The following is a 24,267-nucleotide window of genomic DNA, read 5'->3' as shown; positions in this document are numbered from 1 at the left end:
ATGACAGCTGATCTGGCTTGTGCCGCCAAGCCTCGCCCAGATCCTCACTACTCAAGGATGCAGTCCATGCAAGAAGCCGCGCCGGAATCGGCGGTCGTGATTCTCTTTGTCGATGACGAACCCTCGATATTGAGCGCCTTGCGGCGCCTGTTTCGCCCGCATGGCTACAAGGTCTTGATGGCCGACAGCGGCGCGGCCGGCCTGGCCTTGATGGGGCTGGAGCCGGTCGATCTGGTGATCTCAGACATGCGCATGCCGGAGATGGACGGCGTGCAGTTTCTTGAAAAGGTACGCGAGCGCTGGCCCGAGGTGGTGCGCATCTTGCTGACCGGCTATGCGGACATATCCTCCACCATAGACGCCATCAACCGCGGTGAAATCCACCGTTATATCGCCAAGCCCTGGGATGATCAGGACATCTTGCTGTCGGTCAGCGACGGCCTCAAGCGCCAAGGGCTGGAGCGCGAAAACCGCCGCCTGGTCGCGCTGACGCAGGCACAGAACCTGCAATTGCAAGAGGCCAACGCGCAGCTGCTGGAACTCAACACACAGCTGCAAGACGCCAATGGGCAGTTGCAAGGCGTCAATGAAGCGTTGGAGTTGCGGGTCAAGGAACGCACGCTGGAGCTCGAACAGTCAAACGCTCAATTGGCCCAGGCCAACCAGGCCCTGGGCGCGGCCAATCTGCAGCTGGAGGAGAATTTTGCGCTCTCGATCAGCGTGTTCTCGGGGCTGCTGGAGCTGCGCGACGGCAGCGTCTCGGGCCATGGCCACCGGGTCGCCGATCTGGCGCGGCGCATCGCCGGCAAGCTGGGCCTGGACGCCACGCTAGAAACCGACATCTACAACGCCGGCCTCTTGCATGAGGTCGGCAAGATCGGCCTGCCCGACCATTTGCTGCAAAAGAATATGGCGCTGATGACGGGCCAGGAGTTTGCGCTCTACAAGCTGCACCCGCAGCATGCGCAGGCGGCCCTGCTGCCGCTGGGGCGCCTGCAGCAAAGCGCGCAGATCATCCGCTCGCAATACGAGCGCATCGACGGCAAGGGCTTCCCCGATGGCCTGAGCGGCGCCGAGGTGCCGCTGGGCGCGCAGATCGTCAATCTGGCGGCCACCTATGAGTCGCTGATCAGCGGGCGCCTGGCCGAAAAGGTATTTTCGACCGAGGAGGCGGCGGCGGCCGTGCATGAAGGACTGGCCAGCCGCTACGAGGCCGCGGTGATCGAGGCCTTTGATGCGGTGCTGGTCGAGCTGACGGCCGAGGCGAATGCCGATGTGGAGCTGCCGTCCAGCGAGCTCAAATCGGGCATGGTGCTGAGCCGGCCGGTCTTGAGCCCGCTCGGCAAGGTGCTGTTGCCGGCGGCCTTCAAGTTCACGCCGCCGGTGATCAAGCAGGTGCAGGAGTTCGAGAAAAAGCTCGAGCACCCGTTCAGCTTCTTCGTCAGGAAGCCGCCCGACCCGAAACGCTCCGGTGGCGCGCGCAGTTAGCCGCGCAAGCCGAATATGCAGAGCCGGCCGATTCCCCTGGATGCCTTGCAGGTGCAGGCGCTGGACGCCGTCAGCGCGCCCTTGCTGGTGCATGGCGGCGCCGAGATCCTTTATGCCAATGCGGCGATGCAGCGGCTGCTCGGCTATGACCTGGCGCAGATTCAAAGCCTGCAGCATTACAGCTGGGCGAATGACTGCGACATCGACAAGCTCAAGCGCTATGGCGAGCGCTGCCTGGCCGAAGAGGCGGAGCTGCCGACGCTGGAATGCGAGGCGATGACGGCCACCGGCGCGGTGCGCTTTATCGAGATCACCGCGCGCGGCATGGCCGGCCCGCAGGGCAAGCTGGTCTTGCTGAGCTGCCAGGACCTCAGCGATATGCGCTATGTGCAAAAGAGCTTGCTGGACGTTGGGCAAGTGATGCAGCAGATCCTCGAGAACAGCCCGGTGCCGACCTTTGTGATCGACAAACATCACCGCGTCAGCCATTGGAACGGTGCTTGCACCCAGCTCACCGGCGTCGAGGCGCGGGCCGTGCTGGGCCGCGCCGAGGCCTGGAAGCCGTTCTATGCCCAGGCAAGGCCCTTGCTGGTGGACCTGATCGTTGACGGCACGGTGGCGGCCGAGCGCGAGCGCCTTTATGGCCAGAACCTGCGGCCATCCAAGCTGGTGTTGCGGGCCTATGAGACCGAGGATTTTTTCCCCCAATTCGGCGAGCTCGGGCGTTGGATTTTCTGTACCGCCGCGCCGCTCTATGACGCGCAGGGCGAGGTGGTGGGCGCCATCACCACCTTGCTGGATGTGAGCGAGCGGCGGCTGGCCGAGGAGCAGTTGCGCAAGCATCAAAGCGAGCTGGAGGCGATGGTCGAGCAGCGCACGACCGAGCTGTCACGCAGCCACCAGGAACTCGCCGCCTTCATGGAAAACGCGTCGGTCGCCATCATCTTCAGCTGCCATCACCAGATCACCCGCAGCAACAAAAAATTCGCCGAGATCTTCGAGTTGGATGCCGAGGCCATGGCGGACCTGCAAGCGGAGCGCTTTTTCACCGACCCGGCCGCTTATGCCGAGCTCTTGCGCATTGCCGCACCGGTGCTCGGCAGCGGCCAATCGCTGATGCATGAGATGGAGATGCTGACGGCAAGCGGCAGGCGCATCTGGGTGCAGATGATTGCCTACCCGGCCAACCCGGCGGACCCGCATGCGGGGGTTTGGTGGCTGCTGCAGGACCGCAGCGAGGTGACGCGCGCGCAGCGCGAGCTGGTCAACAACTACCGCGACATCAAGCAGACCCACGCCAAGCTGGCGGAGGCGCAGAGCCAGTTGTTGCAGTCCGAAAAGATGGCGTCGATCGGCCAGTTGGCGGCCGGCGTCGCGCATGAGATCAACAACCCGGTCGGCTTCGTCAGCTCCAATCTGGGCAGCTTGCGCCGCTATCTGGAGCCGCTGCTGAAGCTGGTCACTTTATACGGCACGCTGGACCTTTCGGCCCAGCCGGCACAGCTGCGCACGCAGCTTGAACAGCTGCAACTGCTGGCCGATCTGGACTTCATGCAGCAAGACCTGCCGCAGCTGCTCAGCGAGAGCGAGGAAGGCCTGAGCCGGGTCAAAAAAATCGTTCAGGATCTGAAGGACTTCTCCCGCGTTGACCATGCCGACTGGCAAGACGCCGACATCAACCAGGGCCTGGAGACAACGCTCAATGTGGTGCGCCACGAGGTCAAGTACAAGGCCGAGGTCAAGCTCGACTTCGGCCGCTTGCCGCTGGTGCGCTGCCTGGCCGGCCAGCTCAATCAGGTCTTCATGAATCTGATCGTCAATGCCGCACAGGCGGTTGGCCAGGGCGGCGAGATCCGCATCAGCAGCCGGCATGTGGACGGCTTTGTGCTGGTCAGCGTGCAGGACAACGGCTGCGGCATTGCGCCCGATTTGCAGCGGCGAATTTTTGACCCCTTCTTCACCACCAAGCCGGTCGGCCAGGGCACCGGCCTGGGCCTGTCGCTGAGCTTTGCCATCGTCAAGAAGCATGGCGGAAGGATCGAGCTGGAATCCACGCCTGGGGTCGGCAGTTGCTTCACGGTTTGGCTGCCAGTGGCCGGGCCGGCTTGACCGGAGGCCGCCATGCCCATTGTCAACATTCGAATTGGACGGCCCCGTTTTAAACTCAAAGCTGGCGCAGGATTGCCGCCGCAACTCAAGCCATGGAGTTCAGATTCATGCAGATTCAGCACATCATGTCGACGCGGGTTGTCACGGTCGAATTGGATGACAGGCTAGAGGTCATCAAGAAGATTTTTGACGCGTCAAAGTTCCACCATGTGCTGGTGGTTGAGGAGTCCAGGCTGTTTGGCGTGGTCTCGGACCGGGATTTGTTCAAGGCGCTCAGCCCCTATATTGACAGCACGACGGAAACCGCCAGGGATGTGGCCACCTTGAACAAGCGCGTCCACCAAGTGATGAGCCGCAAGCCCATCACGCTGCGGCCCGAGGCCCCGATTTCAGAGGCGATCGAACTGTTTCTCGATCACCAGATATCTTGCCTGCCGGTGGTCGACAAAGACTTCAAGCCGGTCGGCATATTGAGCTGGCGAGACATCCTGAAATGGATCAAGGCCACGCAAATGCCCCCGGCCACAAGCGCCTGAGCGCGCGCTTCAATCGCCGGCCGATCGGCGGATTTTCAAGCTAACGAATGACATGCCTGAATTCGGGCCTTGGCGGCGCCGAAGGTTGCGCCGGCAGGGGCCGAACTCGGCCGCCCTCCGCTTGCAGCCAGCCCTGCGACCAACCCAGCACCAAAAACAGCACCGGCAAGACCTGACCCCCAAGAAAAACCGTTCCCAGCGAGACGAAGATCGTCACAAAGATGCCGGCAAAGGCGAAGGCCGGGCTGCCGCTATCGGCCGGCTCCGCAAGGCCGCGCCGCACGCACTGCACGCTGGCGCCCAAGAGCATCAGCACCAGCATCAGCATCGCCGGCACGCCATGCATCAGGGACAGCAGCAAAAAGTAGTTGTCGATGGACTCCATGCCCAGCACCTTGGGCCAGGTCGTCACCCCCCAGCCGAACCAGGCATGGTCGAGCGCAATGTCCAGATATTTCTCGAACAGGATCTTGCGGTAGAGCGCCGATTCTTGGCTGGCGGTGATGGTGGCCCCGGGTTTGATATCGAGGTAATCGGCCATAAAAAAGGCGCCGGCCAGCGCGCCAACCGCGACCAGTGCCGCGCTGATCCACAGCGCACGCGGGCGGTTGCTGGCCTGCCCGACCATCGCCAGGCCGCCGCCAATCAGCGCGCCGAGCCAGGGGCCGCGCGCCACCGTCATCAAGAGGCCGAGCAGGAGCACCGCGGTGATCACACGCGCCTTCGGCCAGGGCACCCAGGGCAGATGCCGGAACCTCGCCTCCCACAAGCCCGCTTCATGCAGCCAGCGCTGCAAGCGATAGGCGATGGCCATCATGATGCCGGCCAGAATGGCATGGGAATAGGGGCCGGCGACGCGCGCCACGCCATGCCGAAACGTCGTCACCCAACCATCGGCCTGACCCGGAAAGAAGGGATTCAAGATCGCCAGAAAAGGGTTGAAGCCAAAGCGGAACTCCCACAGCCCGACCAAAGCCACGCCGAACACCAGAGTCACGAAGCGCCGGCCCAAGGCCACATCCAACTGCTCGGCCGCCACCACCAACCGGCCCACCACATAGGGCGCAAACACCGAACTGATCATCGCGAACATCAGGTTCTGCGCGTCTGCATAGCCGCGCCCGATGTAGTCCGAATAAGCGACCCAAACGGCAAACAACAGCATCAAGCCATCCATCCAGACCAGTCGCCAGGCCCGCCCATAACGCAGCAGGGCCAAGAAGACGATAGGCAAGATGGCGGCCTGCGGAAAATTCGGGTCGGGCAGACCCGGTGTGATGGCACGGTAGGCATCGGGCAAGAGCAGCAAGACCGGCAAATAGACCCTCAGCAGCGCCTGCCCCGGCCCATGGCGCAAGGCCACCACGGCGGCGGCAATCAGGGCGAGATAGACAATCATGCTCATGTGTGCAGTGTCCCGGCACCGACCCCGCTTGCCTAGCCGCCGGGCCCGATTGTTCACAGTTATGCCAAGCTTGCCCGCATCGCGGCGCGCCCAATGCAAGGCATGAACACCGCCACGCTCAACTCGCCGCCAGCCCCTCAGCCGGCGCCGCCCCAAGCGCCATCGCCCCCAGCCAGCAGCATCGGCGATATGTGCTTCGGCATGGGCGCCAAGCTGCTCTACGCGGCCACCCGCGTGGCCCTGCCCCCTTTGGCCTTGCTGCATATGGGCCTGGCCGATTACGGCCTGTGGTCCACCTGCTTTGTGCTGGTCAGCTATATCGGCATGTGCGCCTCGGGCTTTTCCTTGATCTATTTACGCCAGACCGCCCTGCACCATCAACAAGGCGATGTGGCCGCCATCGGCCGGCTGCTGTCGACCGGCATGCTGGCGATGGGCAGCCTGGCGCTGCTGCTCTTACTGGGCCTGTATCTGGCCATGCCGCATTTGTTGGACCTGTTCAAGGTGGCCGCCGAACAGCGCGAGCTGGCGCGGGATCTCTGGCTCGGCGCGGTGGCGGTGTTCCTCGCCGATATGAGCTTGGGTGCCTTTGCCAATGTCCTGCATGCGGTGGGCCGGCTGCGCCAGGAACAGCGCGTCTGGGTCGCAGCCTTTGTCGTCGAAGCCTTGTTGATCGTCTTGTTCCTGCGCTTGGGCTGGGGCGTGCGCGCCTTGCTGGCCGCCTTTGCGGGGCGCTACCTGTTCTCGGCCCTGACCAATGCCTGGTTGGCTTGCCGGGCCTTGCCGGGTCTGCGCCTGTCGCCCTGGCAGTTTGAGCCGGCGCTACTAAAGCAGTTCTTCGCCTATGGTGCGGGCATGCAGCTGTCGGGCCTGTTGGCCACCGGGCTGCAGTCGATCGATCGCTTGCTGGCGGGCAGCCTGATCGGCCCGCAGGCCGCCGCCTTGTTCGATCTGGCCTCCAAGCTGCCGGTGACGGCCTCGGCCGCCACCGCCAGCGTCAGCGGGGTGGCCGTGTCGGCGGCGGCCCGGCATGACGCGAGCGACAACGCGCAGGCCCGCGCCGCGCTGCGCCGGGTCTATGAGGATGCCAGCCGCCTGAGTGTGGCGAGCCTGGCCTGGGTGATGCCATTCTTGGCGCTGTTTGCACAGCCGCTGGTGCATGCGTGGTTGGGCCCGGGCGAAGCTTCTGCCCTGGTTGCACCGCTGATGTTGTGGCTGACGATAGGCCTGCATGCCCATATGCTGACCGGCCCGGCCACCGCCGTGGCACGTGGGCGGGGCGAGTTAGGCCCCGATTTCATCTACCATGGCCTGCGGCTGGCCGCCCTCGCCTTGGCCATCGCCTATTGTTTGTTATCGCCGTCTTCGGCCGGCCAGCCCGCGCCAGCCATCCAGTTGATGCCGCTGGCCATGGCCTTATGCCTGGCGCAATGCGCGGCCGCCTTGAGTTTTCTGGCCTGGGCGCACCGCCATTTGCAGGGCAGATGGGTCGACCTGGCGCGGCAAGTTCTGCTGCCCACATTTATCGCCTATGCCTTGGCCTTCATGCTCGAACAGGTCTTGACGCAAGGTCTGGTTTCGAGTTTGAGCCAAAGCCTCGCCGCGCCGGCGCAGCGCCCGCAACTGCTGCTCGGCCTGGGCCTGGCCTTCTTGCTCTGGAGCTTGGCGCTGCCCCTGCTGCTGAGCACGCTCTTGCTGAAGGCGGCAGAGCGCCGCGCAATCGCCCGGCGCTGCCTGCCAAAGCGCCTTTGGAGACTCGCATGAAAACACTGTTGACCGCCATGCTCTGCCTGGCCGCCTGCTTGCTGCAGGCTTGCTCCAGCACCCAGGCGCCGCCCGACCTGAACCGCAGCCCGCCGTTCAAGGCGGTCGACAAATCGGTGGACTTTCCGACGCCGGAGTCGCTGGCGGAGCTGGAGGGGCCGGTCGATCCGGTCTACCGACTCGGTTCGGGCGACATCTTGTCCATGCAGGTCTGGGGTCGCCCCGAGCTGACGGGGCGCCATGTGGTGGGCCCCGACGGCGTGATCACCCTGCCCTTGGCGGGCCCGGCCAAGGTCGGCTTGCTGACGCGTGAGGAGGCTGCCTTGCTGGCGGGCCGCCAGTTGGACCGCTTCTACATGGCGCCGCAGGTCCAGTTCACTGTCGAGCAATACACCTCGAACCGCCTGACCGTGCTGGGGCGGGTGGCCAACCCGGGCTTGCTCAGTTTTGACAAGATGCCCACGCTGCTTGAGGCCTTGGCCAAAGCCGGCTCCCTGCCCGTCATCGACAAGCAGGCCACGCTGACGCGTTGCGCGATCATCCGCGGCCGCGACAAACTGATCTGGGTCGACCTGAAGCGCCTGCTCAATGGCGGCGATGTGCGCCTGAATCTGCGCATGAAACCGGGCGACCTGATCTACATCCCGGACTCCGCCGACACCATGGTCTATGTGCTGGGTGCCGTCCATCGCCCCGGCGCCTATCGCCTGACCCCCGACATGTCGGTCCTGGATGCCCTGGCCACCGCCGGCGGCCCCAATGAAGATGCGCAGCCCAAGCAAATTGGCATCTACCGCCCGGCCCGCAAGGAGGTCGAAGTCATCAATCTTCAAACGCTGATCGACGGCAGCCGCCGGGTCAATTACTCGCTCGAAGAAGGCGATGTCATCTTTGTTCCCAAGAGCGGCATCGCGGAGTTCGGTTATGTTACGCGTCAGCTCTCGGCCGGCTTGTCGTTCCTGACCCTGGGCCTGGCCCTCGGCAACTGAGCTCGTCCGAGTTTATGCAAGATCAATCGACCCTCGCTTTGTCACACTGAGCATGGAAAACCGCAGCGCCCAGACCAAGAAGGTGAGCACACCACGCCTGCGGCAACTGCTGACGGCGGCCTGGCTGATGGCGGGCTTGATGGGCGCGCTGACCGCCGCCTTCATTGCCTATGAGCTCTATGAGCTGAGCATTCAAGGCACGCAGCACATCGGCCTGCAGATGCCGCCCCAAGCGCAGATCGACGCGCACAGCTGGTCCGAGCTCAAGCATTTGCGGCTCTGGGTGCTGGCCTTCATGTCCATCGGCTGGCTGATGTTGGCGGCCGGCACCATGGCCCTGCGGCGCGCCCTGCTCAGCGACGAGAAGATGCGGGGCGAGCTCACAAGGGCCGAAGCCGCCACGCGCAACAGCGATGGCCGCAAGCTGGCCTTGCTGCAGAGCTCGCTCGACGGCATCGTCAGCATCGACGCAACTGGCCTGCTGCTGGATTTCAATGCGGCCGCCGAGCGCATGTTCGGCTACGCCGAATCCGAGGTGCTGGGCCGGCCCATGCATGAATTCCTGATTCCCAAGCAACACCGCGCCGCCCACAAAGCCGGCATGAATCGCTATCGCCTCAGCGGCATCTCCAAGCTGCTGAACCAGCGCATCGAAGTCGAGGCCTTGTGCGCGGACGGGCGCCACATCCCGGTCGAACTGACCATCGTGCCGGTAAAGACCGAGGCGGGAGAAATTTTCACCGCCACGCTGCGCGACATCAGCACAAGGCTCAAGACCGAGCAGGCGCTGCGCGCCAGCCGCGAATTGCTGAACAAGACCGGGCGCATCGGCGGCGTCGGCGGCTGGGAGTTCGATGTGCAATCGCATGATTTGCGCTGGACCGACGAAACCCTGCGCATTCATGACCTGGAGCCCGGCCAGCAGCCAACGCTGCAAGAGGCGATCGAGTTCTTCGCGCCCGAGGCGCAGGCGCAGCTGCGCGAGGCGATGCAGCTGAGCATTGCGCGCGGCGAGGGCTTCGATCTGGAGCTGCCGCTGATCACCGCCAAGGGGCGCAAGCTGTGGGTGCGCGCCGTCAGCCGCGCCGATATGCAGGACGGTAGGCCGGTGCGGCTGAGCGGCGCCATCCAGGACATCACGGCCAGGCGGCGGGTCGAGGCCGAGCTGTCGGCGGCACGCCAGCGCGAGCTGCAGGTCGGTGCCCGGATTCAGCAAACCCTGCTGGTGACGCCGACGCCCTCGCAGCTGCAGGGCCTGCAGATCAGCAGTTTCAGCCAGGCCTCGCAAGGCATTGACGGCGACTTTGTCGAGGTAATGCAGATGGGCGAGCATTGCGTCGACCTGATCGCCGGCGATGTAATGGGCAAGGGCCTGGCTGCAGCGATGATGGGCGCCGGCGCCAAGCTGCAGTTCAGCCGCTCGATTGCCGAGTTACTCACACAGGCTCGCACGCCGGGCGACCTGCCCCGCCCCGCCGATGTGGTGGCGGCGGTGCACCGCGCAATGACGCCGGCGCTGCAAAGCCTGGATGCCTTCGTCACCCTGTGCTATTTGCGCATCGATACCGAGCGCCAGACCATCACCTGGGTCGGTTGCGGTCATGAAGAAACCATCGCCGTCGGCCCCGATGGTCAATGCGTGATGCTGCCCAACCAGCACCCGCCCCTGGGCGTGCTGGACGCGGCCGACTATATGCAGGACACGCGCCCGCTGGCGCCCGGCGAGTTGCTATTCATGTGCTCGGACGGCGTCACCGACGCCATGCGGGCCGACGGCGAGCGGGTTGGCCATGAGCGCATGAAGGCCGCGCTGCAACGCCAGGCGCTCCTGCACACAAGCCCGGCCGCCGTCTTGCACAGTCTGCGGCGCGACTTGCTGGGGCCGGCGGTCAGCATGCAGGACGATGTAACCCTGGTGGTCGTGAAACAGCAAGACAAGCGGAGCAGCAACCGGATCGAGCTGCCTCTCAGCATGGGCTCGCTGCGGCCCTTGCGTGAGTTCGTGCTGCGCCAGACCGCCCGCGCCGGTCTGGACGAGTTGGCAAGCGGTTTGCTGGAAGTGGCTTGTGTGGAAGCCTTCACGAATGTGGTGCGGCATGGCCAGCAACTGCTGGCCGACGCACCGGCCGAATTGCTGGCCCGCCAAAAGGACGCTGAATTGCAGCTCGAGTTGGTCTACTTGGGTGCCCCTTTTGAGGCGCCGCAGGAGCTGACACCGACCGATTTTGACGCCTATCCCGAAGGTGGCTTTGGCCTAGCCATCATTCGAGGCGCCAGTGACCGGGTGGACTATTTGCACGTCGACGGCGTCAACACGCTGCGTTTGCACAAGCGGCTGAGCGACTGAGCGGCTCGGCCGGGCGCGCAGCGAGCGCCAAGACCAGACAGTTTGCAATGCTGTGACATCTATTCAGGGCGGCGGCGCTTAAATGAAGTCCTGCACATCACGCGAGGAGGCTTCACATGCTGCCCAACTTGGCCTATGTCCTGCACAGCGGACAACTGTTCGGCACCGAGCGCATGGCGCTGGCCACCGTCGAAGCGCTGCGCGAGCAGTTTGACGGCCTGCTGATCGCCCCGCCGGGCCCCGTGCATGAAGCCGCCCGCAGCGCCGGCCTGCGAAGCCAGGTTGCGCACAGCCGGGCATCCATGCTGATCATGCTGCTGCGGCATTTGCTCAAGCATCCGCACAGCGCTTTATTGACGACCGGCGTCTGGCAGGCGATTGCCGGTCGGCTGCTGCAGCGCCTGTGCCTCGGGCGCGGTGCGCATCTGCATATGGTGCACGGAGGAACCGATGAATTATTAAGTTATGGCCGCAAACGTCTATTGTCCGGCTGGCAAATCAAGCAAGTCGCGGTTTCAGACTTCGTGCGCCAGCGCCTGTTGGCACATGGGGTGCCACAGCACCGGATCGAGGTGATCCATAACTTCCTCCCCCCGCGTGATGAAGCGCAGCAAAAAAGGCCCTTGCGCCCGCGCTTCGAACAGGGCGGACTCAGGCGCGTCTTGATGCTCACCCGGTTGGACCGCATCAAGCGTGTCGGCCTGCTGCTGGATGCGCTGGACCGCACGCCCGAGCTGAGCCAGCTGCACTTTGATGTCTACGGTTCCGGCGAGGAGGCCGAGCTGCTGCGCCAGCGCGCCCGCAAACACCCCAATGTCCGTCTGCACGGCTTTGTGGCCGACGCTTCCCAGGCCTTGGCCACGGCAGATTTGCTGCTGCACACCTGCCCAGAGGAGCCGTTCGGGCTGGTCTTGCTGGAGGCCTTCGAGGCCGGCGTGCCGGTTTTGGTACCCAACAGCGGCGGCGCCGCCGAAATCGTTCGCCATGGCGATAACGGCTGGCATTTCAGCGCCAATGACGCCGTAGCCCTGGGTCAACGCCTGCTGCAAATCAGCCGGGCCAGCGCGGCTGATTTGAACCGGCGCGCCGCAGCGGGCCAGCGCTCGCTGGAGCAGGATTTCAACCCCCGGCGCCTGTTGCCACGTTATGTCCAACTCCTGCGAGGTGCAGCATGAACCATCAAGACCCGACCATTGACATCTCGGTGGTGGTGATAGGCCGCAACGAAGGCGAACGCCTGCAGGCCTGCCTGGCATCGGTCCATGCGGCCGACTGGTTAGGCCTGCGGCGCGAGCTGATCTATGTGGACTCTCATTCGCAAGACGGCAGCCCGGCCTTGGCGCGCAGCATGGGCGCTGCGGTCTATGGCTTGGGTGACGCCAAGCCCTGCGCCGCGGCAGGCCGCAATATCGGCTGGCGGGCCGCAAGAGGAAATCTGGTGCTGTTCCTGGACGGCGACACCTTGCTGGAGCCGCACTTTCTGTCGCAAGCCTTGCCCTCCTTGGCCGACCCCTGCGTGGCGGCGGTCTGGGGCCACAGACGGGAGATGAATCCACGCCAATCGATCTATACAAGGGTGCTGGATCTCGACTGGATCTTTGATGCCGGGCGCGTGCCCTACTTCGGCGGCGATGCGCTGGTGCGGCGGATTGCACTGGCTATCGTTGACGGCTTTGACGATCAACTGGTGGCCGGCGAGGAGCCCGAACTGAGCCGGCGCCTGCGCGAACTCGGCTGGCAGATCGAGCATCTCGACACGCCGATGACCAGGCATGATCTGGCCATCACGACGCTGCGCGCCTGGTGGCGGCGGGCCGAACGGGCCGGACTGGCCTACGCGCAGGTCGCGGCGCGCTATCGGCGCACGGCCGACCCGCTCTGGTCGGCCGAGGTGCAGCGCAATCGCCGCCATGCGGCGGCCTTGCTGGCCTGGCCGCTGGTGCTCGGGATGAGCTTGGCATGGCTGCCTTGGCTGGCTGCTGCCTGGCTGCTGTTCAGCCTCTTTTTACTGGGGCGCTCCGCACAGCGCTGCCGCTGGAAATGCCCGCAAAGCGCCGTGCTGGCTTGGTGTTACGCGTTGCACTCCCATCTGCAGCAGATCCCGATCTTGTTCGGCCAACTGCACTGGTGGCGTTTGCAGCGCACGCGCCAAGCACCCAGCCTGATCGAATACAAGCAGGTGATGTGATGAAAGCGCTGTTGACCGCTTTGCTTCTGCCCTTGGCGCGGCTGTGCAATCGGCTCGGGCCGGCCTGCCTGCGCCTGTGGTCTCACGCCCGACTGCGGGCCGACTTGGGCCCTGCAGTCGACTCCTCGGTGGTCAGCCTGGGGACGGTGGAACTGCACGGCACGCGCCGCATCGACCTGGGCCGGCAGCTCTACCTCTACCCGGGCCAGTACTGGGAGACCCGCGAAGCCGGCCACATCAGCATCGGCGACCGGGTGGTGCTGTCACGCGGCGTACATCTGGTTGCCTATGCCGGGCTCAGCATCGGCGCGGGCAGCATGATTGGCGAATACGCCAGCCTGCGCGACGCCAACCACCTGCGCGGGCAAGGGCCGCTGCGCGATTGCGGCCACCTCGCGGCGCCGATCACGATAGGGCGCGAGGTCTGGATCGGGCGCGGTGCGGTGGTTCTGGCCGGCGTCAGCATCGGCGACGGCGCGGTGGTGGCCGCCAATGCGGTGGTCAACCGGGATGTGGCGGCCGGCGAGCGGGTCGGCGGTGTGCCGGCCCGCCCCTTGGCGAGACGCAAGGTGGAGGCCGCATGAGCGCCGCCGCCCCCTTGCTGATGGTGGCCTACCAATGCGGCCCCGGCCTGGGCTCGGTGTCGCAGATCGGCTGGCAATGGTTCAGCGGCATGACTGAGCGCCGCCCGACCACCCTGGTCACCCATGTGCGCAACCGCGCCGCCATCGAGGCCGCGCCGCCCTTGCCGGCCCAGGCGCGCGTCATCTATATCGACACCGAATGGTTCGCCGGCCCCTTGTACCGCTTGGCCAAACGCCTGTTTCCGCGCAGCGAGCATGCGGTCTTCATGCTGTCGCAACTGGACTGGTTTTTGTTCGACGCCTTGGCGCTGCGCCGGCTCAGCTTGCTGCAAGGGCAGCAAGCCGCAAGCCAGGCCTGGCAATTGCTGCACCTGGTGACCCCGGTGACGGTGTCGGCGCCGACCCGGCTGCACCGACTGGGCTTGCCGGTGGTGCGCGGCCCGCTCAACTGCGGCTTGCCGGTACCGGCGGGTTTTGAGAGCCTGCTGCGCGACGACGCAATGGGCTTGAGCCGCTTGCGGCTGCTGCCGCGTCTGCTTGAGGCGGTGTTGGGCTCGTTGCGCCATAGCCGGGCGGTGCTGGTGGCAACCGCCGCCACCCGCGCCGCGCTGCCATCCCGCCAGCGATCCAGCGCCATCAATATGCTGGAGAACGGCGTTGATCCGCAGGCCTTCAATTGCGCGGCGGTACCGGCGCACTCCTACCGCCAAGGCAATGCGTTACGGATCTGTTTCGTCGGCCGCCTGGTTGCCGTCAAGGCCTTGCCGCTGCTGCTGCGGGCGATGGCGCGGCTGCAGGTAGGCGGCACCCGCTTTGAGCTGGAGGTGGTGGGCGAGGGCCCGATGCGGGCGCAATGGCAGGCCGATGCCGAAGCATTGGGTTTGAGCGGCTGCATCAACTGGCGCGGTGCACTGGCTGCGCCGGGGGTGGCCGAGGCCATGCAACGCTGCCAGGTTTTTTGCCTGCCCTCGGTGCGCGAATCGGGCGGCGCCGTGCTGCTTGAAGCGATGGCCTGCGGGCGGCCCGTCATCGCGATGAAGTTTGGCGGACCGGCCGAGATCGTGGACGAGCAAGTGGGTTGGTGCGTGCCCATGGATGACACCGAGACGGCCGTTGCCGGGCTGCAGGCGGCACTTCTTGAGGCCCACGCCGCCCCCGAACTGGCCCGCGCCAAAGGTGAGTGTGGCCGCCAGCGCGTCTTGGCCCGGCACAGCTGGGCCGCCAAGCTGGATGCGGCCGAGGCGGTGTATTCAAACGTCTTGGCCAGCGTGACGCCGGCTTGAGCAGCAAGCCGGCAGGGTTTGCAGTCTTGCCACAACTTCGGACCTCGCAAGCCCTTTAATCGAGTCATGCCAAAGCCCTGGCAGTTCGAGCAAGGAAGCCCCCATGCACAACCCCCGCCCCCCAAGCACTCGCGGCGTCGCCGACGAGGAGCTCGGCGCCATCGCCTATCTGGTCAGCCGCTATCCGGCCGTCTCGCATACCTTCATCCTGCGCGAGGTGATGGGCTTGCGCGCGCTGGGCATGCGCGTCGAGGTGGCATCCATCAACGCCCCCGACCGCGACCGCGCCGACATGAGCCCGGACGAGCACGAGGAGGCGAGCCACACCTACGGCATCAAGCAGCATGGCCTGCCCGGCGCGCTGTTGGCGTTGTTGAAGATGCTGCTGACAAGACCGCTGGCCCTGGCCCGCACCGTTTATGGGGCGCTGGGCATGGGCCAGGGTTTCAAGCGCCTCTATGCGCTGGCCTATGCGGTCGAGGCCGCCATGGTGGTGCGCTGGATGGAGCGCCGCCAACTCAAGCATTTGCATGTCCATTTCGGCAATGCGGCGGCAACGGTCGGCATGCTGGTCAAGACGCTCAGCGGCGCCGGCCTGTCCATCACGATTCACGGACCGGACGAGTTCGACGATGTGCCCGGCCAACTGTTGCGCCAGAAGGTGCACAGCGCCGACCAGGTTGTCTGCATCAGCCAGTTCGCTCGCAGCCAGTTGATGCGCCTGACCCCGCCCACGCAATGGCCCAAGCTGCAGCTGTGCCGGCTGGGCGTGGACCTGGCGCGCTTTCGCCCCAGGCTGGAGGAGCGAGCACCCGGGCCGCTGCGCTTGCTGTGCATCGGTCGTTTGACTCCCGCCAAGGGTCAGGTCTTGCTCTTGCAAGCCTGCGCGGAATTGCGCCAGCGCCGGCTCGACTTTGCCCTCACCCTGGTGGGCGACGGGCCCGATATGACACGCTTGAAAGACAGCGTGAAAACGCTCGGCTTGAGCAGCGTCGTCAGCTTCACCGGCTCGCTGAACCAGCAACAGGTCAGCGGGGAACTGGGCCGCGCCGATGCCTTTGTTTTGCCGAGCCTGGCCGAGGGAATTCCGGTGGTGCTGATGGAGGCAATGGCCAGCGGCCTGCCCTGTGTCAGTTGCCCGGTGATGGGCATCCCGGAGCTGCTCGAACATGAGCGCAGTGGCTTGCTGGCCGCGCCCGGCGATGTGGCCGCATTGACCCGGCAATTGCAGCGCTTGATCGAAGACGCCGGCCTGCGCCAGCGCCTGGCCACCGAAGGCCGCTTGCGAGTGGAGCGCGGCTTTCAGCTGCGCAAGAACATTGGCGCATTGGCCGAAATTTTCAGCACCTTGCCGGATGTTGGGGTTGGGGTCGGGGTCGGGGTCGGCGCCAGCTTGAAGGCCGGCGGTGCAGTTTGCACCCAAGGAGCAATTTGATGGACGCCCTGCAATGCATCGGCGGTTTGGCCAGCGCCCTGACCATACCTGGCAGCCTGTACCTGAGCGCACTCAGTCTGGCCGCGGCTTGGCCGGCAAACGGAGCCGCTGGAAAAAGCAAGCGTCAGCCACTCAAGATTGTCGTGCTGGTCCCTGCGCACAACGAATCGAGCGGTTTGTTGCGCACCTTGCAGAGCCTGCGCGCGGATCTGAGCGGCGACTCCGGCAGTCAAGCAAGCACCCGCATCGTGGTAGTGGCCGACAATTGCGACGACGATACCGCGGCACTGGCACGCGATTTCGGCGTTACGGTGCTGGAACGCTTTGATGCCGCACAACGAGGCAAAGGCCACGCGCTGCAATACGCGTTCGAGCGCATTCAAAACGCCGATTGGTTCATCATCATCGACGCCGACACCGATGTGGAGCCCGGTTTCTTGCAAGCGATGCGCGCGCACATGGGCGCCGAGGTCGATGCGCTGCAATGCCGCTATGGCGTGCGCGACCCCTTGAGCAGTCAGCGCGCCAGCTTGGGCGATGTGGCCCTGGGCGCCTGGAATGTGCTGCGCCCGCGCGGCCGCTCGGCACTCGGCTTGTCGGCCGGCATCTTGGGCAATGGCTTTGCCTTGTCGCGCCGCACGCTCCAGCATTTGCCCTATAGCGCGCGCTCCATCGTCGAGGATGTGGAATACCACCAAATGATGGTGCAGGCGGGTCTGCGGGTGCATTGGGTCGACGATGCGCAGGTCAGAGGCGATATGCCCGAAGGCCGCGCTCAGGCCGCTCAGCAGCGTGCCCGTTGGGAAGGTGGGCGCCTGCGCTTGCTGCGCGAACATGCGGGCCCCTTGATGGGCGCGCTATTGCGCGGGCAGTGGCGGGCGCTGGACCCCTTGATGGATTTGTGCCTGCTGCCACTGGCCTGGCACCTGGCCTTGCTGCTCTTGGGGCTGGGCTTGGCCGGATCGCTGCTGCAGGCAGTGGCCGTGGCGGGCTTGGTGACCCTGAGCCTGCATGTCGGATTGGCCTTGCTGCTGATCCGCGCCGGCCGCGCCCATCTGAGGGCCTTGCTGACCGTGCCCGGCTATCTGCTGTGGAAGCTCAGTCTGCTGGCCAGCATCTGGCGCAATGCCCGCCCTAACGCCAAATGGGTGCGCAGCGCCCGCCGTCAAAACTGAAGGAGCCCAAGATGTACAGCCAAGACTTGTCGGTTCTGATCGTGAGCTACAACTCACACCGTCTCTTGCCCGCCTTGCTGCATTTATTGAAGCATGAGTTGGCGCCGTTGAATGCAGAAGTGCTGGTGGTAGACAACGCCTCACACGACGGCAGTGCCGAGTTGGTGGAGAAAGACTTTCCCTGGGTGCGCCTGCTGCGCAGCGCCCATAACCTTGGCTTTGCGGCCGCCAACAACCTGGCGGCTCGCGCCGCCACGGGCCGCCATCTGCTCTTACTCAACCCGGACGCGCTGCCCGAGCCCGGCACCATCGCACGCGGCCTGACCTTGATGAATAGCGATGCGGGAGTCGGCTTGGCTGGCGGCCAACTGCGGGACGAACAAGGGCGCATTCAGCCCAGCGCACGGATGTTCCCCAGTCTGCCCCAGGAGGCGATTGTGCTGAGCGGACTGGCGGCCAAGTTCCCTCGCTCACGCTGGTTCGGGCATCTGGACCGCAGCTGGGCCGACCCGGCTAAAAGCGCTGCGGTGGACTGGGTGCCGGGTGCTTTTGCGCTGATTCGGCATGATCTGTTCGAGCTCTTGAGCGGCTTTGATGAACGCTTCTTCTTGTACTACGAGGAGGTGGATTTATGCCGCCGCATTCAGGCCGCAGGCTACGGCGTGATGTACTGGCCAGAGCTGAGGGTGCGCCACATCGGCGGCGAGTCGGCCCGCACGGTGCAGGGCGAAACCGTCGCCAAGGCCGGCGCCCAACTGACCTTGTGGAGAGCCCGCAGCGGCCTGCTCTATTACCGCAAGAATCACGGTTGGCTGGCAGCCTGGTGTGTAAACCGTCTGGAACGCGGCTGGCATGCGCTGCGTGCCCTGTTGGCCTTGCGCAAGGGACAAACGGAAAAGGCGCAAGAGTCCACGCTGCAGCAGGGCCTGCTGGCGCGGGCCTGGCGCGACACCCTGGGCGGACGGGTAGCGCCGCCCCGGCCCTGGTAGCCCTGAACGATCAAACTCAGCGGCAGAACGATCATGTTCAATAATTTGCGCGAAGACTTTGCTGCGCACCAGCGCGACCCCTGGCGCCAGGGTGTCTGGGTGATGGCGGTTTACCGCTTCGGGCGCTGGCGCTACAAGGTGCGCCCCGCCCTGCTGCGGCGGCCACTGTCGCTGCTGTACAAATTCTTGAAGATCTGGATTCAAATCACAACCGGGGTGGATCTGCCCTGCGAAACGCGGGTAGGCAGGCGCCTGCTGATTGAGCATTTCGGCGGCATCATCGTCAGTGGGGATACGGTGATAGGAGATGACGTGACGCTGCGCCACGGCGTCACGTTGGGTTTGCGTCGCACCGGCGTGCCCGGCGCCCCGGTGATAGGCGACCGGGTCGACATCGGCGCGGGGGCCAAGATTCTGGGGCCGGTGCGGATTGGCGCCGACGCCGTGATTGGCGCCAATGCGGTCGTGCTCTGTGACGTGCCCGCCGGCGCTTTGGCAGTCGGCGTGCCCGCACGCATCAAACATCGTCAACCCGCGCTGCAGGAGGCCCTATGAAAATCGGCAACCCTATCCGCTGCTTGCGACAACTCTGGCGTTCCCAAGCTGAACCTCAAGCGCATATCCCGGCCGATGAATTGATGCTGCGCGACGCGCGGCAAATTGGCCAACTGCTGAGCGCAATCTCCCGGTCGCGCCGCCAAGTGGTGCTGCAAAGCAAGGACGGCCGCCTGATGGCCACCGGCGACCTGCAGACCTATGGCGAACATGGTCTGGCGGTGCGAGTTCATGAGGACTGCCTGCTCTCTGCGGTCACCTTCTCTGAGGCTGCGCTGGCCAGGGTCAATATCAGTGCCGCCAGCGAATCCGGCGTACTGCTGTTCTCGCTGCATGGCGCAAGAATCATAGGCAATTGGCTGGTCGCCGCGAACCTGCCAACCGAACTGCTCCGCATGCAATCGCGCCGCCACTTTCGGCTCTGCGGCAAAGGCAGCATGGGCCTGCTCCAGCATGCCAGCATCAGCTGCCAGGGTTTGACCGAGAAGCTGGCCTTGCGTGACCTCAGCGAAGAAGGCGCCGGGCTCTTGCTGAAGGCCAAAGAGTGGCAGGGGCCGACGGATCTCAAGCAAGTGCGGCTGCATCTGGGTCAGGACGACTTGCCGATTCCTTTGCTCCAAGTGGTGCACAAGCGACTGCTGACCGTGGCCGCGGGCAACTGCTGCACGGTAGGTGCGCGGCTGATCGGCATTCAGCCCGAACATATCCGCTCGCTGCGCCGCTGGTTGCTTGCGACACAGGCAGAAATGGGCTTGCCTCGCCTGGAATGAGCAAATTCGGAGACTGCTTAGAGACTCTCGGTGCTTCGCTCAAAACGGTAGCCGACACCGTAAACCGGCACCAGCTTCCAACCCTTGCTGCCGTCCAGCCCTAACTTCTTGCGCAAGCGGCTGATATGGGTATCCACCGTGCGGGTATCGACCTCGGTGTTGAGGCCCCAAATCTTGTTGAGCAGGTGATCCCGCGACAAGAGTTTGCCGGGGTTCTGAAACAGATAGACCGACAGATCGAACTCCTTTTGCGTCATCGCCACCGGCTCACCATCCAAGGCAAGACGCTGACGCTGAATATCGATCTCAAACGCACCCAGACGCAAGACCGGCAAGGCGCCCCGCTGCACGCGCCGGCCCAATGCGGCCACACGGGCCAGCAACTCCAGCGGCTTGGCCGGCTTCACGACGTAGTCATCGGCACCCGCTTGCAAGGCAATCACCACGGTTTGCTCGTCATCGCGCACGGTCAACACCAAGATGGGCAACTCCCAGCCCAGATTCGTCCGCGTCCATTGCAAGACATCGGCGCCGGTGCCATCCGGCAGCATCCAGTCGACCAAGAGCAGATCAAAACGTTCCTTGCCCAAGGCGGCAATAAAGTCGGCGCGGGTGCCATAGCCCTGAACCGTGTGCTGGGCGTCGGTCAGCCACAAGCTCAGCAGCGCCAGTTGTTCGGGATCGTCTTCAGCCAGTCCGATATGCATCTGTGAAACCCATGATGAAAGTTTGACTCGGCCCCCAGTATCGCCGCCCTGGGCTAGGCTCAGAACAGCCCCGAGATGCGGCCGCCATCATCCACATCAATGCGCTCGGCCGAGGGCAGCTTGGGCAGGCCGGGCATGGTCATGATGTCGCCGCAAATGGCGACAACAAACTCGGCCCCGGCGTTCAGACGCAGCTCGCGAACATGCAAGGTGTGCCCGCTGGGAGCGCCACGCAACATCGGGTTGGTGCTGAAAGAATACTGGGTCTTGGCAATGCAGACCGGGAATCCCCCGTGGCCGGCGGCCTGCCATTCGAGCATTTGCGCCTGCGCTTTTGGCTCGAACACGACCTCGGCAGCCTTGTAGATCTTGCTGGCCACCGAGCGAATTTTGTCGGCCAAGCTGTCGGCATCGGCGTACAGGCCGGCCGCTTTGGCTGCGCCCTGCTCGCAGGCCTCAACCACGGCGCGGGCCAGATCAGCCGCGCCTGCCCCGCCATCGGCCCAATGGGTGGCCAGCACGCAGGCAACACCCAATTCGGCGCAAAAACCGTCGATCAGGGCGATTTCGTCGGGCTGGTCCTTGTCAAAGCGATTGATGGAGACGATCACCGGCAAACCGTAATGGCTTTGAATGTTCTCGACATGGCGTCGCAGATTCTCCAAGCCATGTTCGAGCGCCTCCAAGCTGTCGCTGCCGGGTTTTTTGGGGTCGGCGCCGCCGTGGTATTTCAAGGCGCGCACCGTTGCCACCAAGACCGCACAGGCCGGCTTCAAGCCGCCCTTGCGGCATTTGATGTCGATGAATTTTTCGGCGCCGAGGTCGGCGCCAAAGCCGGCCTCGGTGACCACATAGTCGGCCAACTTCAGCGCCGTCTGAGTCGCGATCAAGGAGTTACAGCCATGCGCAATATTGGCGAAAGGCCCACCGTGTACAAAGGCCAGATTGCCCTCCAGGGTCTGCACCAGATTCGGCGCCAACGCATCCTTCAGCAAGGCCGCCATCGCGCCGTCGGCCTTCAAATCGCGCGCTGTCACCGGCTGTTTCTGGCTGGTGTAGCCGACCACGATATTGCCCAGGCGCCGCTTCAGATCGGCCAGCGAGGTGGCCAGGCAAACAATCGCCATCACCTCGGAGGCCACCACGATGTCAAAACCGTCTTGCCGCGGGTAGCCGTTGCCCGGCCCACCCAAGGCCACATTGATATCGCGCAGCGAGCGATCATTCATGTCAACGACCCGGCGCCAGGTGATGCGGCGCACATCCAGTTGCAGCGCATTGCCATGGTGGATGTGATTGTCGATCAGCGCGGCTAACAAGTTATTGGCCAGGCCAATGGCATGGAAGTCGCCGGTGAAATGCAGATTGATGTCTTCCATCGGCACGACTTGCGCACGCCCTCCGCCGGCCGCGCCGCCTTTCATGCCGAAGCATGGGCCCAAGGAGGGTTCACGCAGACAGATCATCGCCTGCTTGCCGATGTGGTTCAGGCCATCGCCCAGACCGACCGTGGTGGTCGTCTTGCCTTCACCAGGCGGGGTCGGCGAAATCGCGGTTACCAGGATCAAATGCCCATCCGGGCGGCCGCTCAGGCGTTTGACCTCATCCAGACTCAGCTTGGCCTTGAAGTGACCATAAGGGCTGAGCGAATCCTCGGGGATATCCAGCCGGCGACTGGCCAGCGGCAGAATCTTTTGCAGGGTAGCGGCTTGGGCAATTTCGATGTCGGTGGGCATCCTGGCGTCCTTGTATTGAGCTTGGTCCAAAACAAAAAAAACGGCAAGGTCCGGTAAGACCTTGCCGCGATTATGGAGCTTGATTTGCCGCTAAATCAGCTCGCGCAAAGGGTGTTGCGCGGGCGCCCAAGGGCTCTCGAAAAAGGCCAGCACCTGGGCGCGGCCGACATCCTCGATTCCGGCCGGCTGCCAGCGAGGTTGGTGGTCCTTGTCGACCGCCAAGGCACGAATGCCCTCAACGGTCTCGCTCGCAGCACCAGGCCTGAGGTGAAAACAGTGATGGACGATGTCGCGCTCCATGCGCAGGTCATCGGCCAGGCTCATGCTGCGCGCACGACGCAACTGCTCCAGCGTTACCGCCAGCATCAAGGGCGAGCGTTTGCGCAGGGTCGCCAGGGTCTGCTGCGCCCAGGCGTCGTCGGCCGCCTCCAGTGAGGCCATGATGGCGGCCATATCGGCCAGCGAAAAATGTTCATCGATGCGGCCGCGCAAGGTCCTGGGGTCGGCCGCAGGCGCCAGATCGACATGCTCCATCACCGTCGCCACGACATGCTCCGCACTGCATTGCTCGCCATGCCTGAAGGCCTCGACCAAGGTCGGCAAGGCCGCGCTCTGCACATAGACATCGCCCAGACCCAGCTCGATCGCATCGCCGGCTCCAATCGCATGCCCGGTCAGCGCCAGCCACTCACCGACATGGCCGGGACATTGGCTCAAAAAATAGCCCCCGCCGACATCGGGGAAAAGCCCGATATGGGTCTCCGGCATCGCCAGTTTTGAACCCTCGGTCAGCACACGTAACTTGGCACCTTGGCTGATGCCCATGCCGCCGCCCATCACCACACCGTCCATCAGGGCGATGTAGGGTTTGGCAAAGTTGTGAATCAGGTGATTGAGCGCGTATTCTTCGGTGAAAAACGCGTCCAGCGCCTCGTCCCCGGCCAAGGCGGCGCGGTGAAAAAAGCGGATATCACCGCCGGCACAAAAGGCCGCCGGCTTGCCCGGCCGACCAGCACCGAGGATGACCACGGCTTCGATGGCTGGATCGAGCGCCCAGGCCTTCAGCAAGGCCGTCAGGTCACGAATCATCGCCAAGGACAAGGCATTCAATGCCTCGGGGCGGTTCAGCGTGATCAGGCCCAAACAGCCGTTGACCTCGGCCAGCACATGGCCATCGGACTGAAGTTCAGGGAATTGCGCGGGCGTCTTCATGCCTCTCTCCGGGAATGTTGGGTTGATTCATTTGTGGTTCGTGGGCAGGCGGGCTATTCGGCTCGCGTGCGCCAGGCCAATAATTCATTGGCCAGCAAGGCCAGCAGCACCATAGCACCACCTAACAGCGCAGCGGAAGTCGGGGCTTCCCCCGCCCAGACCCAGGCCCACAGCACGCCGAGCACCAACTCAAGCTGGCCGAGCAGCGCCAACTCCGGGCCGCTCAGCACCCGACTCAAGCGCACCGCCAGCAGGCAGGGAATAGCGAGCTGAAAAACACCAAGGCCCGCCAGCAGGGTCAGGTCATGCAGGCTGGCCTGCATGGGCCAGGCCAGCGGCAGCATCGTCAGAGCCGAAATCAAGGCGCCAAACAAGACGGCCAAGGGCATATCGTCCACCGCATCGCTAGTCTGGTCGCCATGGCCTACATGCTGCAACACCGCCCAATTGACCGCAGCGGCCACAGGCACGCCGAGGGCGACCAACATGCCAAGCACACCTTGGTCACCGGGCTCCGCCACCGGCGCAGCACCCTGCCCGAGTTCGTGACCGAACATCCAGGCGATGCCGGCGCTGGCCAAGGCGATGGCCCACCAGGTTCGCGCCGCCATCGGCTGCTTCAACACCAGCCTGGACAGCAAGGCAGTCAACAAGGGCCCCAGGGCCATGGTCACCAGCACATTGGCGACGCTGGTCAAACTCAAGGCCACCATGAAGGCGGTGAACATCACCGCCCAGCACAGCCCCGACAGCCACACCAAGCGCGGCGCGGTGCGCATTTGCTCCCACAAGGCCGGCCCGCGCAGCCAGCGCAGGCCAATCAGCAAAGCGATGGCATTGAAGCCGCTGCGCCAAAACGTTAGCTCAAAGCCGCGCGCCGCCTCCAGATGCCGGGTGACCACCCCGGCTGTACTCCACAGCAAGGTGACCAACAGCATCAGGTAGACGGCGCGACGGTGACTCATGGTCTCAGCGACCGGAACTTGGCCAGCCCC

At 64.5% G+C, this 24,267-nt stretch carries 20 protein-coding genes; 15 read left to right on the top strand and 5 right to left on the bottom strand.

Annotated features, from left to right (window positions below; genetic code table 11):
* Nucleotides 1-66: 66 nt before the first annotated feature.
* From LNV07_RS12405 to LNV07_RS12395, 3 genes are all read left to right on the top strand, one after another.
* Nucleotides 67-1,488: an HD domain-containing phosphohydrolase gene (locus LNV07_RS12405; RefSeq protein WP_263571474.1), complete on the top strand. Its 1,422-nt coding sequence runs from the start codon at nucleotides 67-69 to the stop codon at nucleotides 1,486-1,488.
* A gap of 15 nt (nucleotides 1,489-1,503) precedes the next feature.
* Complete coding sequence (locus LNV07_RS12400; RefSeq protein WP_263571473.1) at nucleotides 1,504-3,597, top strand: ATP-binding protein; 2,094 nt, start codon at nucleotides 1,504-1,506, stop codon at nucleotides 3,595-3,597.
* A gap of 92 nt (nucleotides 3,598-3,689) precedes the next feature.
* Entirely contained in the window at nucleotides 3,690-4,133 is a 444-nt protein-coding gene (locus tag LNV07_RS12395; RefSeq protein WP_318013720.1) for a CBS domain-containing protein, read from the top strand.
* Between the two features lie 40 nt (nucleotides 4,134-4,173).
* On the opposite strand, the gene LNV07_RS12390 is transcribed toward LNV07_RS12395, so the two are convergent.
* Nucleotides 4,174-5,538, bottom strand: a complete 1,365-nt coding sequence (locus LNV07_RS12390; protein ID WP_263571472.1) for an O-antigen ligase family protein — start codon at nucleotides 5,536-5,538, stop codon at nucleotides 4,174-4,176.
* Between the two features lie 102 nt (nucleotides 5,539-5,640).
* On the opposite strand from LNV07_RS12390, the gene LNV07_RS12385 reads away from it, so the two are divergent.
* The 12 genes from LNV07_RS12385 (at nucleotide 5,641) to LNV07_RS12330 (ending at nucleotide 19,617) form a co-directional block, all read left to right on the top strand.
* Complete coding sequence (locus tag LNV07_RS12385) at nucleotides 5,641-7,302, top strand: lipopolysaccharide biosynthesis protein (protein WP_263571471.1); 1,662 nt, start codon at nucleotides 5,641-5,643, stop codon at nucleotides 7,300-7,302.
* Nucleotides 7,299-8,291: an SLBB domain-containing protein gene (locus tag LNV07_RS12380; RefSeq protein WP_263571470.1), complete on the top strand. Its 993-nt coding sequence runs from the start codon at nucleotides 7,299-7,301 to the stop codon at nucleotides 8,289-8,291. Before LNV07_RS12385 ends, LNV07_RS12380 begins: the two co-directional genes overlap by 4 nt.
* 52 nt (nucleotides 8,292-8,343) lie before the next feature.
* Nucleotides 8,344-10,638 (top strand): SpoIIE family protein phosphatase, encoded by a 2,295-nt coding sequence (locus tag LNV07_RS12375; protein ID WP_263571469.1) that lies wholly within the window; start codon nucleotides 8,344-8,346, stop codon nucleotides 10,636-10,638.
* A gap of 116 nt (nucleotides 10,639-10,754) precedes the next feature.
* Entirely contained in the window at nucleotides 10,755-11,813 is a 1,059-nt protein-coding gene (locus LNV07_RS12370) for a glycosyltransferase family 4 protein (protein WP_263571468.1), read from the top strand.
* Nucleotides 11,810-12,826 carry a glycosyltransferase family 2 protein gene (locus LNV07_RS12365; protein WP_263571467.1) on the top strand — a complete coding sequence of 339 codons (1,017 nt, stop codon included), beginning with the start codon at nucleotides 11,810-11,812 and terminating at the stop codon, nucleotides 12,824-12,826. Before LNV07_RS12370 ends, LNV07_RS12365 begins: the two co-directional genes overlap by 4 nt.
* Entirely contained in the window at nucleotides 12,826-13,410 is a 585-nt protein-coding gene (locus LNV07_RS12360; RefSeq protein WP_263571466.1) for an acyltransferase, read from the top strand. The genes LNV07_RS12365 and LNV07_RS12360 overlap by 1 nt, the downstream gene beginning before the upstream one ends.
* Complete coding sequence (locus tag LNV07_RS12355) at nucleotides 13,407-14,693, top strand: glycosyltransferase (RefSeq protein WP_263571465.1); 1,287 nt, start codon at nucleotides 13,407-13,409, stop codon at nucleotides 14,691-14,693. The genes LNV07_RS12360 and LNV07_RS12355 overlap by 4 nt, the downstream gene beginning before the upstream one ends.
* 103 nt (nucleotides 14,694-14,796) lie before the next feature.
* Complete coding sequence (locus LNV07_RS12350) at nucleotides 14,797-16,128, top strand: glycosyltransferase (RefSeq protein WP_263571464.1); 1,332 nt, start codon at nucleotides 14,797-14,799, stop codon at nucleotides 16,126-16,128.
* Nucleotides 16,128-17,303: a glycosyltransferase family 2 protein gene (locus tag LNV07_RS12345; RefSeq protein WP_263571463.1), complete on the top strand. Its 1,176-nt coding sequence runs from the start codon at nucleotides 16,128-16,130 to the stop codon at nucleotides 17,301-17,303. Before LNV07_RS12350 ends, LNV07_RS12345 begins: the two co-directional genes overlap by 1 nt.
* An 11-nt stretch (nucleotides 17,304-17,314) precedes the next feature.
* Entirely contained in the window at nucleotides 17,315-18,292 is a 978-nt protein-coding gene (locus LNV07_RS12340) for a glycosyltransferase family 2 protein (RefSeq protein ID WP_263571462.1), read from the top strand.
* Between the two features lie 33 nt (nucleotides 18,293-18,325).
* Nucleotides 18,326-18,847, top strand: a complete 522-nt coding sequence (locus LNV07_RS12335; protein WP_263571461.1) for a serine O-acetyltransferase — start codon at nucleotides 18,326-18,328, stop codon at nucleotides 18,845-18,847.
* Nucleotides 18,844-19,617 carry a PilZ domain-containing protein gene (locus LNV07_RS12330; protein ID WP_263571460.1) on the top strand — a complete coding sequence of 258 codons (774 nt, stop codon included), beginning with the start codon at nucleotides 18,844-18,846 and terminating at the stop codon, nucleotides 19,615-19,617. The genes LNV07_RS12335 and LNV07_RS12330 overlap by 4 nt, the downstream gene beginning before the upstream one ends.
* Nucleotides 19,618-19,634: 17 nt before the next feature.
* Here LNV07_RS12330 and LNV07_RS12325 read toward each other — a convergent pair whose 3' ends face one another.
* The 4 genes from LNV07_RS12325 to LNV07_RS12310 form a co-directional block, all read right to left on the bottom strand.
* A complete protein-coding gene (locus LNV07_RS12325; RefSeq protein WP_263571459.1) occupies nucleotides 19,635-20,324 on the bottom strand; it encodes a response regulator transcription factor in 690 nt (229 codons plus the stop codon).
* Between the two features lie 59 nt (nucleotides 20,325-20,383).
* On the bottom strand, nucleotides 20,384-22,060 hold the full coding sequence (locus LNV07_RS12320) for a formate--tetrahydrofolate ligase (protein WP_263571458.1): 1,677 nt from the start codon (nucleotides 22,058-22,060) through the stop codon (nucleotides 20,384-20,386).
* Nucleotides 22,061-22,150: 90 nt separating this feature from the next.
* Complete coding sequence (locus LNV07_RS12315) at nucleotides 22,151-23,272, bottom strand: enoyl-CoA hydratase/isomerase family protein (protein WP_263571457.1); 1,122 nt, start codon at nucleotides 23,270-23,272, stop codon at nucleotides 22,151-22,153.
* Between the two features lie 53 nt (nucleotides 23,273-23,325).
* Nucleotides 23,326-24,237, bottom strand: coding sequence for a DMT family transporter (locus tag LNV07_RS12310; protein WP_263571456.1), 912 nt, complete (start codon nucleotides 24,235-24,237; stop codon nucleotides 23,326-23,328).
* Nucleotides 24,238-24,267: the final 30 nt, after the last annotated feature.

The organism is Roseateles oligotrophus, from assembly GCF_025717515.1.
Taxonomy (GTDB): Bacteria; Pseudomonadota; Gammaproteobacteria; order Burkholderiales; family Burkholderiaceae_C; genus Paucibacter_A; species Paucibacter_A oligotrophus.
This window is presented reverse-complemented; position numbering and strand designations above follow the sequence as displayed.

Coding starts and splice junctions, on each gene's coding strand:
- LNV07_RS12385 (WP_263571471.1), top strand. CDS start 5,641: ATGAACACCGCCACGCTCAACTCGCCGCCAGCCCCTCAGCCGGCGCCG.
- LNV07_RS12380 (WP_263571470.1), top strand. CDS start 7,299: ATGAAAACACTGTTGACCGCCATGCTCTGCCTGGCCGCCTGCTTGCTG.
- LNV07_RS12340 (WP_263571462.1), top strand. CDS start 17,315: ATGTACAGCCAAGACTTGTCGGTTCTGATCGTGAGCTACAACTCACAC.
- LNV07_RS12365 (WP_263571467.1), top strand. CDS start 11,810: ATGAACCATCAAGACCCGACCATTGACATCTCGGTGGTGGTGATAGGC.
- LNV07_RS12355 (WP_263571465.1), top strand. CDS start 13,407: ATGAGCGCCGCCGCCCCCTTGCTGATGGTGGCCTACCAATGCGGCCCC.
- LNV07_RS12320 (WP_263571458.1), bottom strand. CDS start 22,060: ATGCCCACCGACATCGAAATTGCCCAAGCCGCTACCCTGCAAAAGATT.
- LNV07_RS12325 (WP_263571459.1), bottom strand. CDS start 20,324: ATGCATATCGGACTGGCTGAAGACGATCCCGAACAACTGGCGCTGCTG.
- LNV07_RS12310 (WP_263571456.1), bottom strand. CDS start 24,237: ATGAGTCACCGTCGCGCCGTCTACCTGATGCTGTTGGTCACCTTGCTG.
- LNV07_RS12390 (WP_263571472.1), bottom strand. CDS start 5,538: ATGAGCATGATTGTCTATCTCGCCCTGATTGCCGCCGCCGTGGTGGCC.
- LNV07_RS12405 (WP_263571474.1), top strand. CDS start 67: ATGCAAGAAGCCGCGCCGGAATCGGCGGTCGTGATTCTCTTTGTCGAT.
- LNV07_RS12370 (WP_263571468.1), top strand. CDS start 10,755: ATGCTGCCCAACTTGGCCTATGTCCTGCACAGCGGACAACTGTTCGGC.
- LNV07_RS12360 (WP_263571466.1), top strand. CDS start 12,826: ATGAAAGCGCTGTTGACCGCTTTGCTTCTGCCCTTGGCGCGGCTGTGC.
- LNV07_RS12375 (WP_263571469.1), top strand. CDS start 8,344: ATGGAAAACCGCAGCGCCCAGACCAAGAAGGTGAGCACACCACGCCTG.
- LNV07_RS12350 (WP_263571464.1), top strand. CDS start 14,797: ATGCACAACCCCCGCCCCCCAAGCACTCGCGGCGTCGCCGACGAGGAG.
- LNV07_RS12395 (WP_318013720.1), top strand. CDS start 3,690: ATGGAGTTCAGATTCATGCAGATTCAGCACATCATGTCGACGCGGGTT.
- LNV07_RS12330 (WP_263571460.1), top strand. CDS start 18,844: ATGAAAATCGGCAACCCTATCCGCTGCTTGCGACAACTCTGGCGTTCC.
- LNV07_RS12335 (WP_263571461.1), top strand. CDS start 18,326: ATGTTCAATAATTTGCGCGAAGACTTTGCTGCGCACCAGCGCGACCCC.
- LNV07_RS12345 (WP_263571463.1), top strand. CDS start 16,128: ATGGACGCCCTGCAATGCATCGGCGGTTTGGCCAGCGCCCTGACCATA.
- LNV07_RS12315 (WP_263571457.1), bottom strand. CDS start 23,272: ATGAAGACGCCCGCGCAATTCCCTGAACTTCAGTCCGATGGCCATGTG.
- LNV07_RS12400 (WP_263571473.1), top strand. CDS start 1,504: ATGCAGAGCCGGCCGATTCCCCTGGATGCCTTGCAGGTGCAGGCGCTG.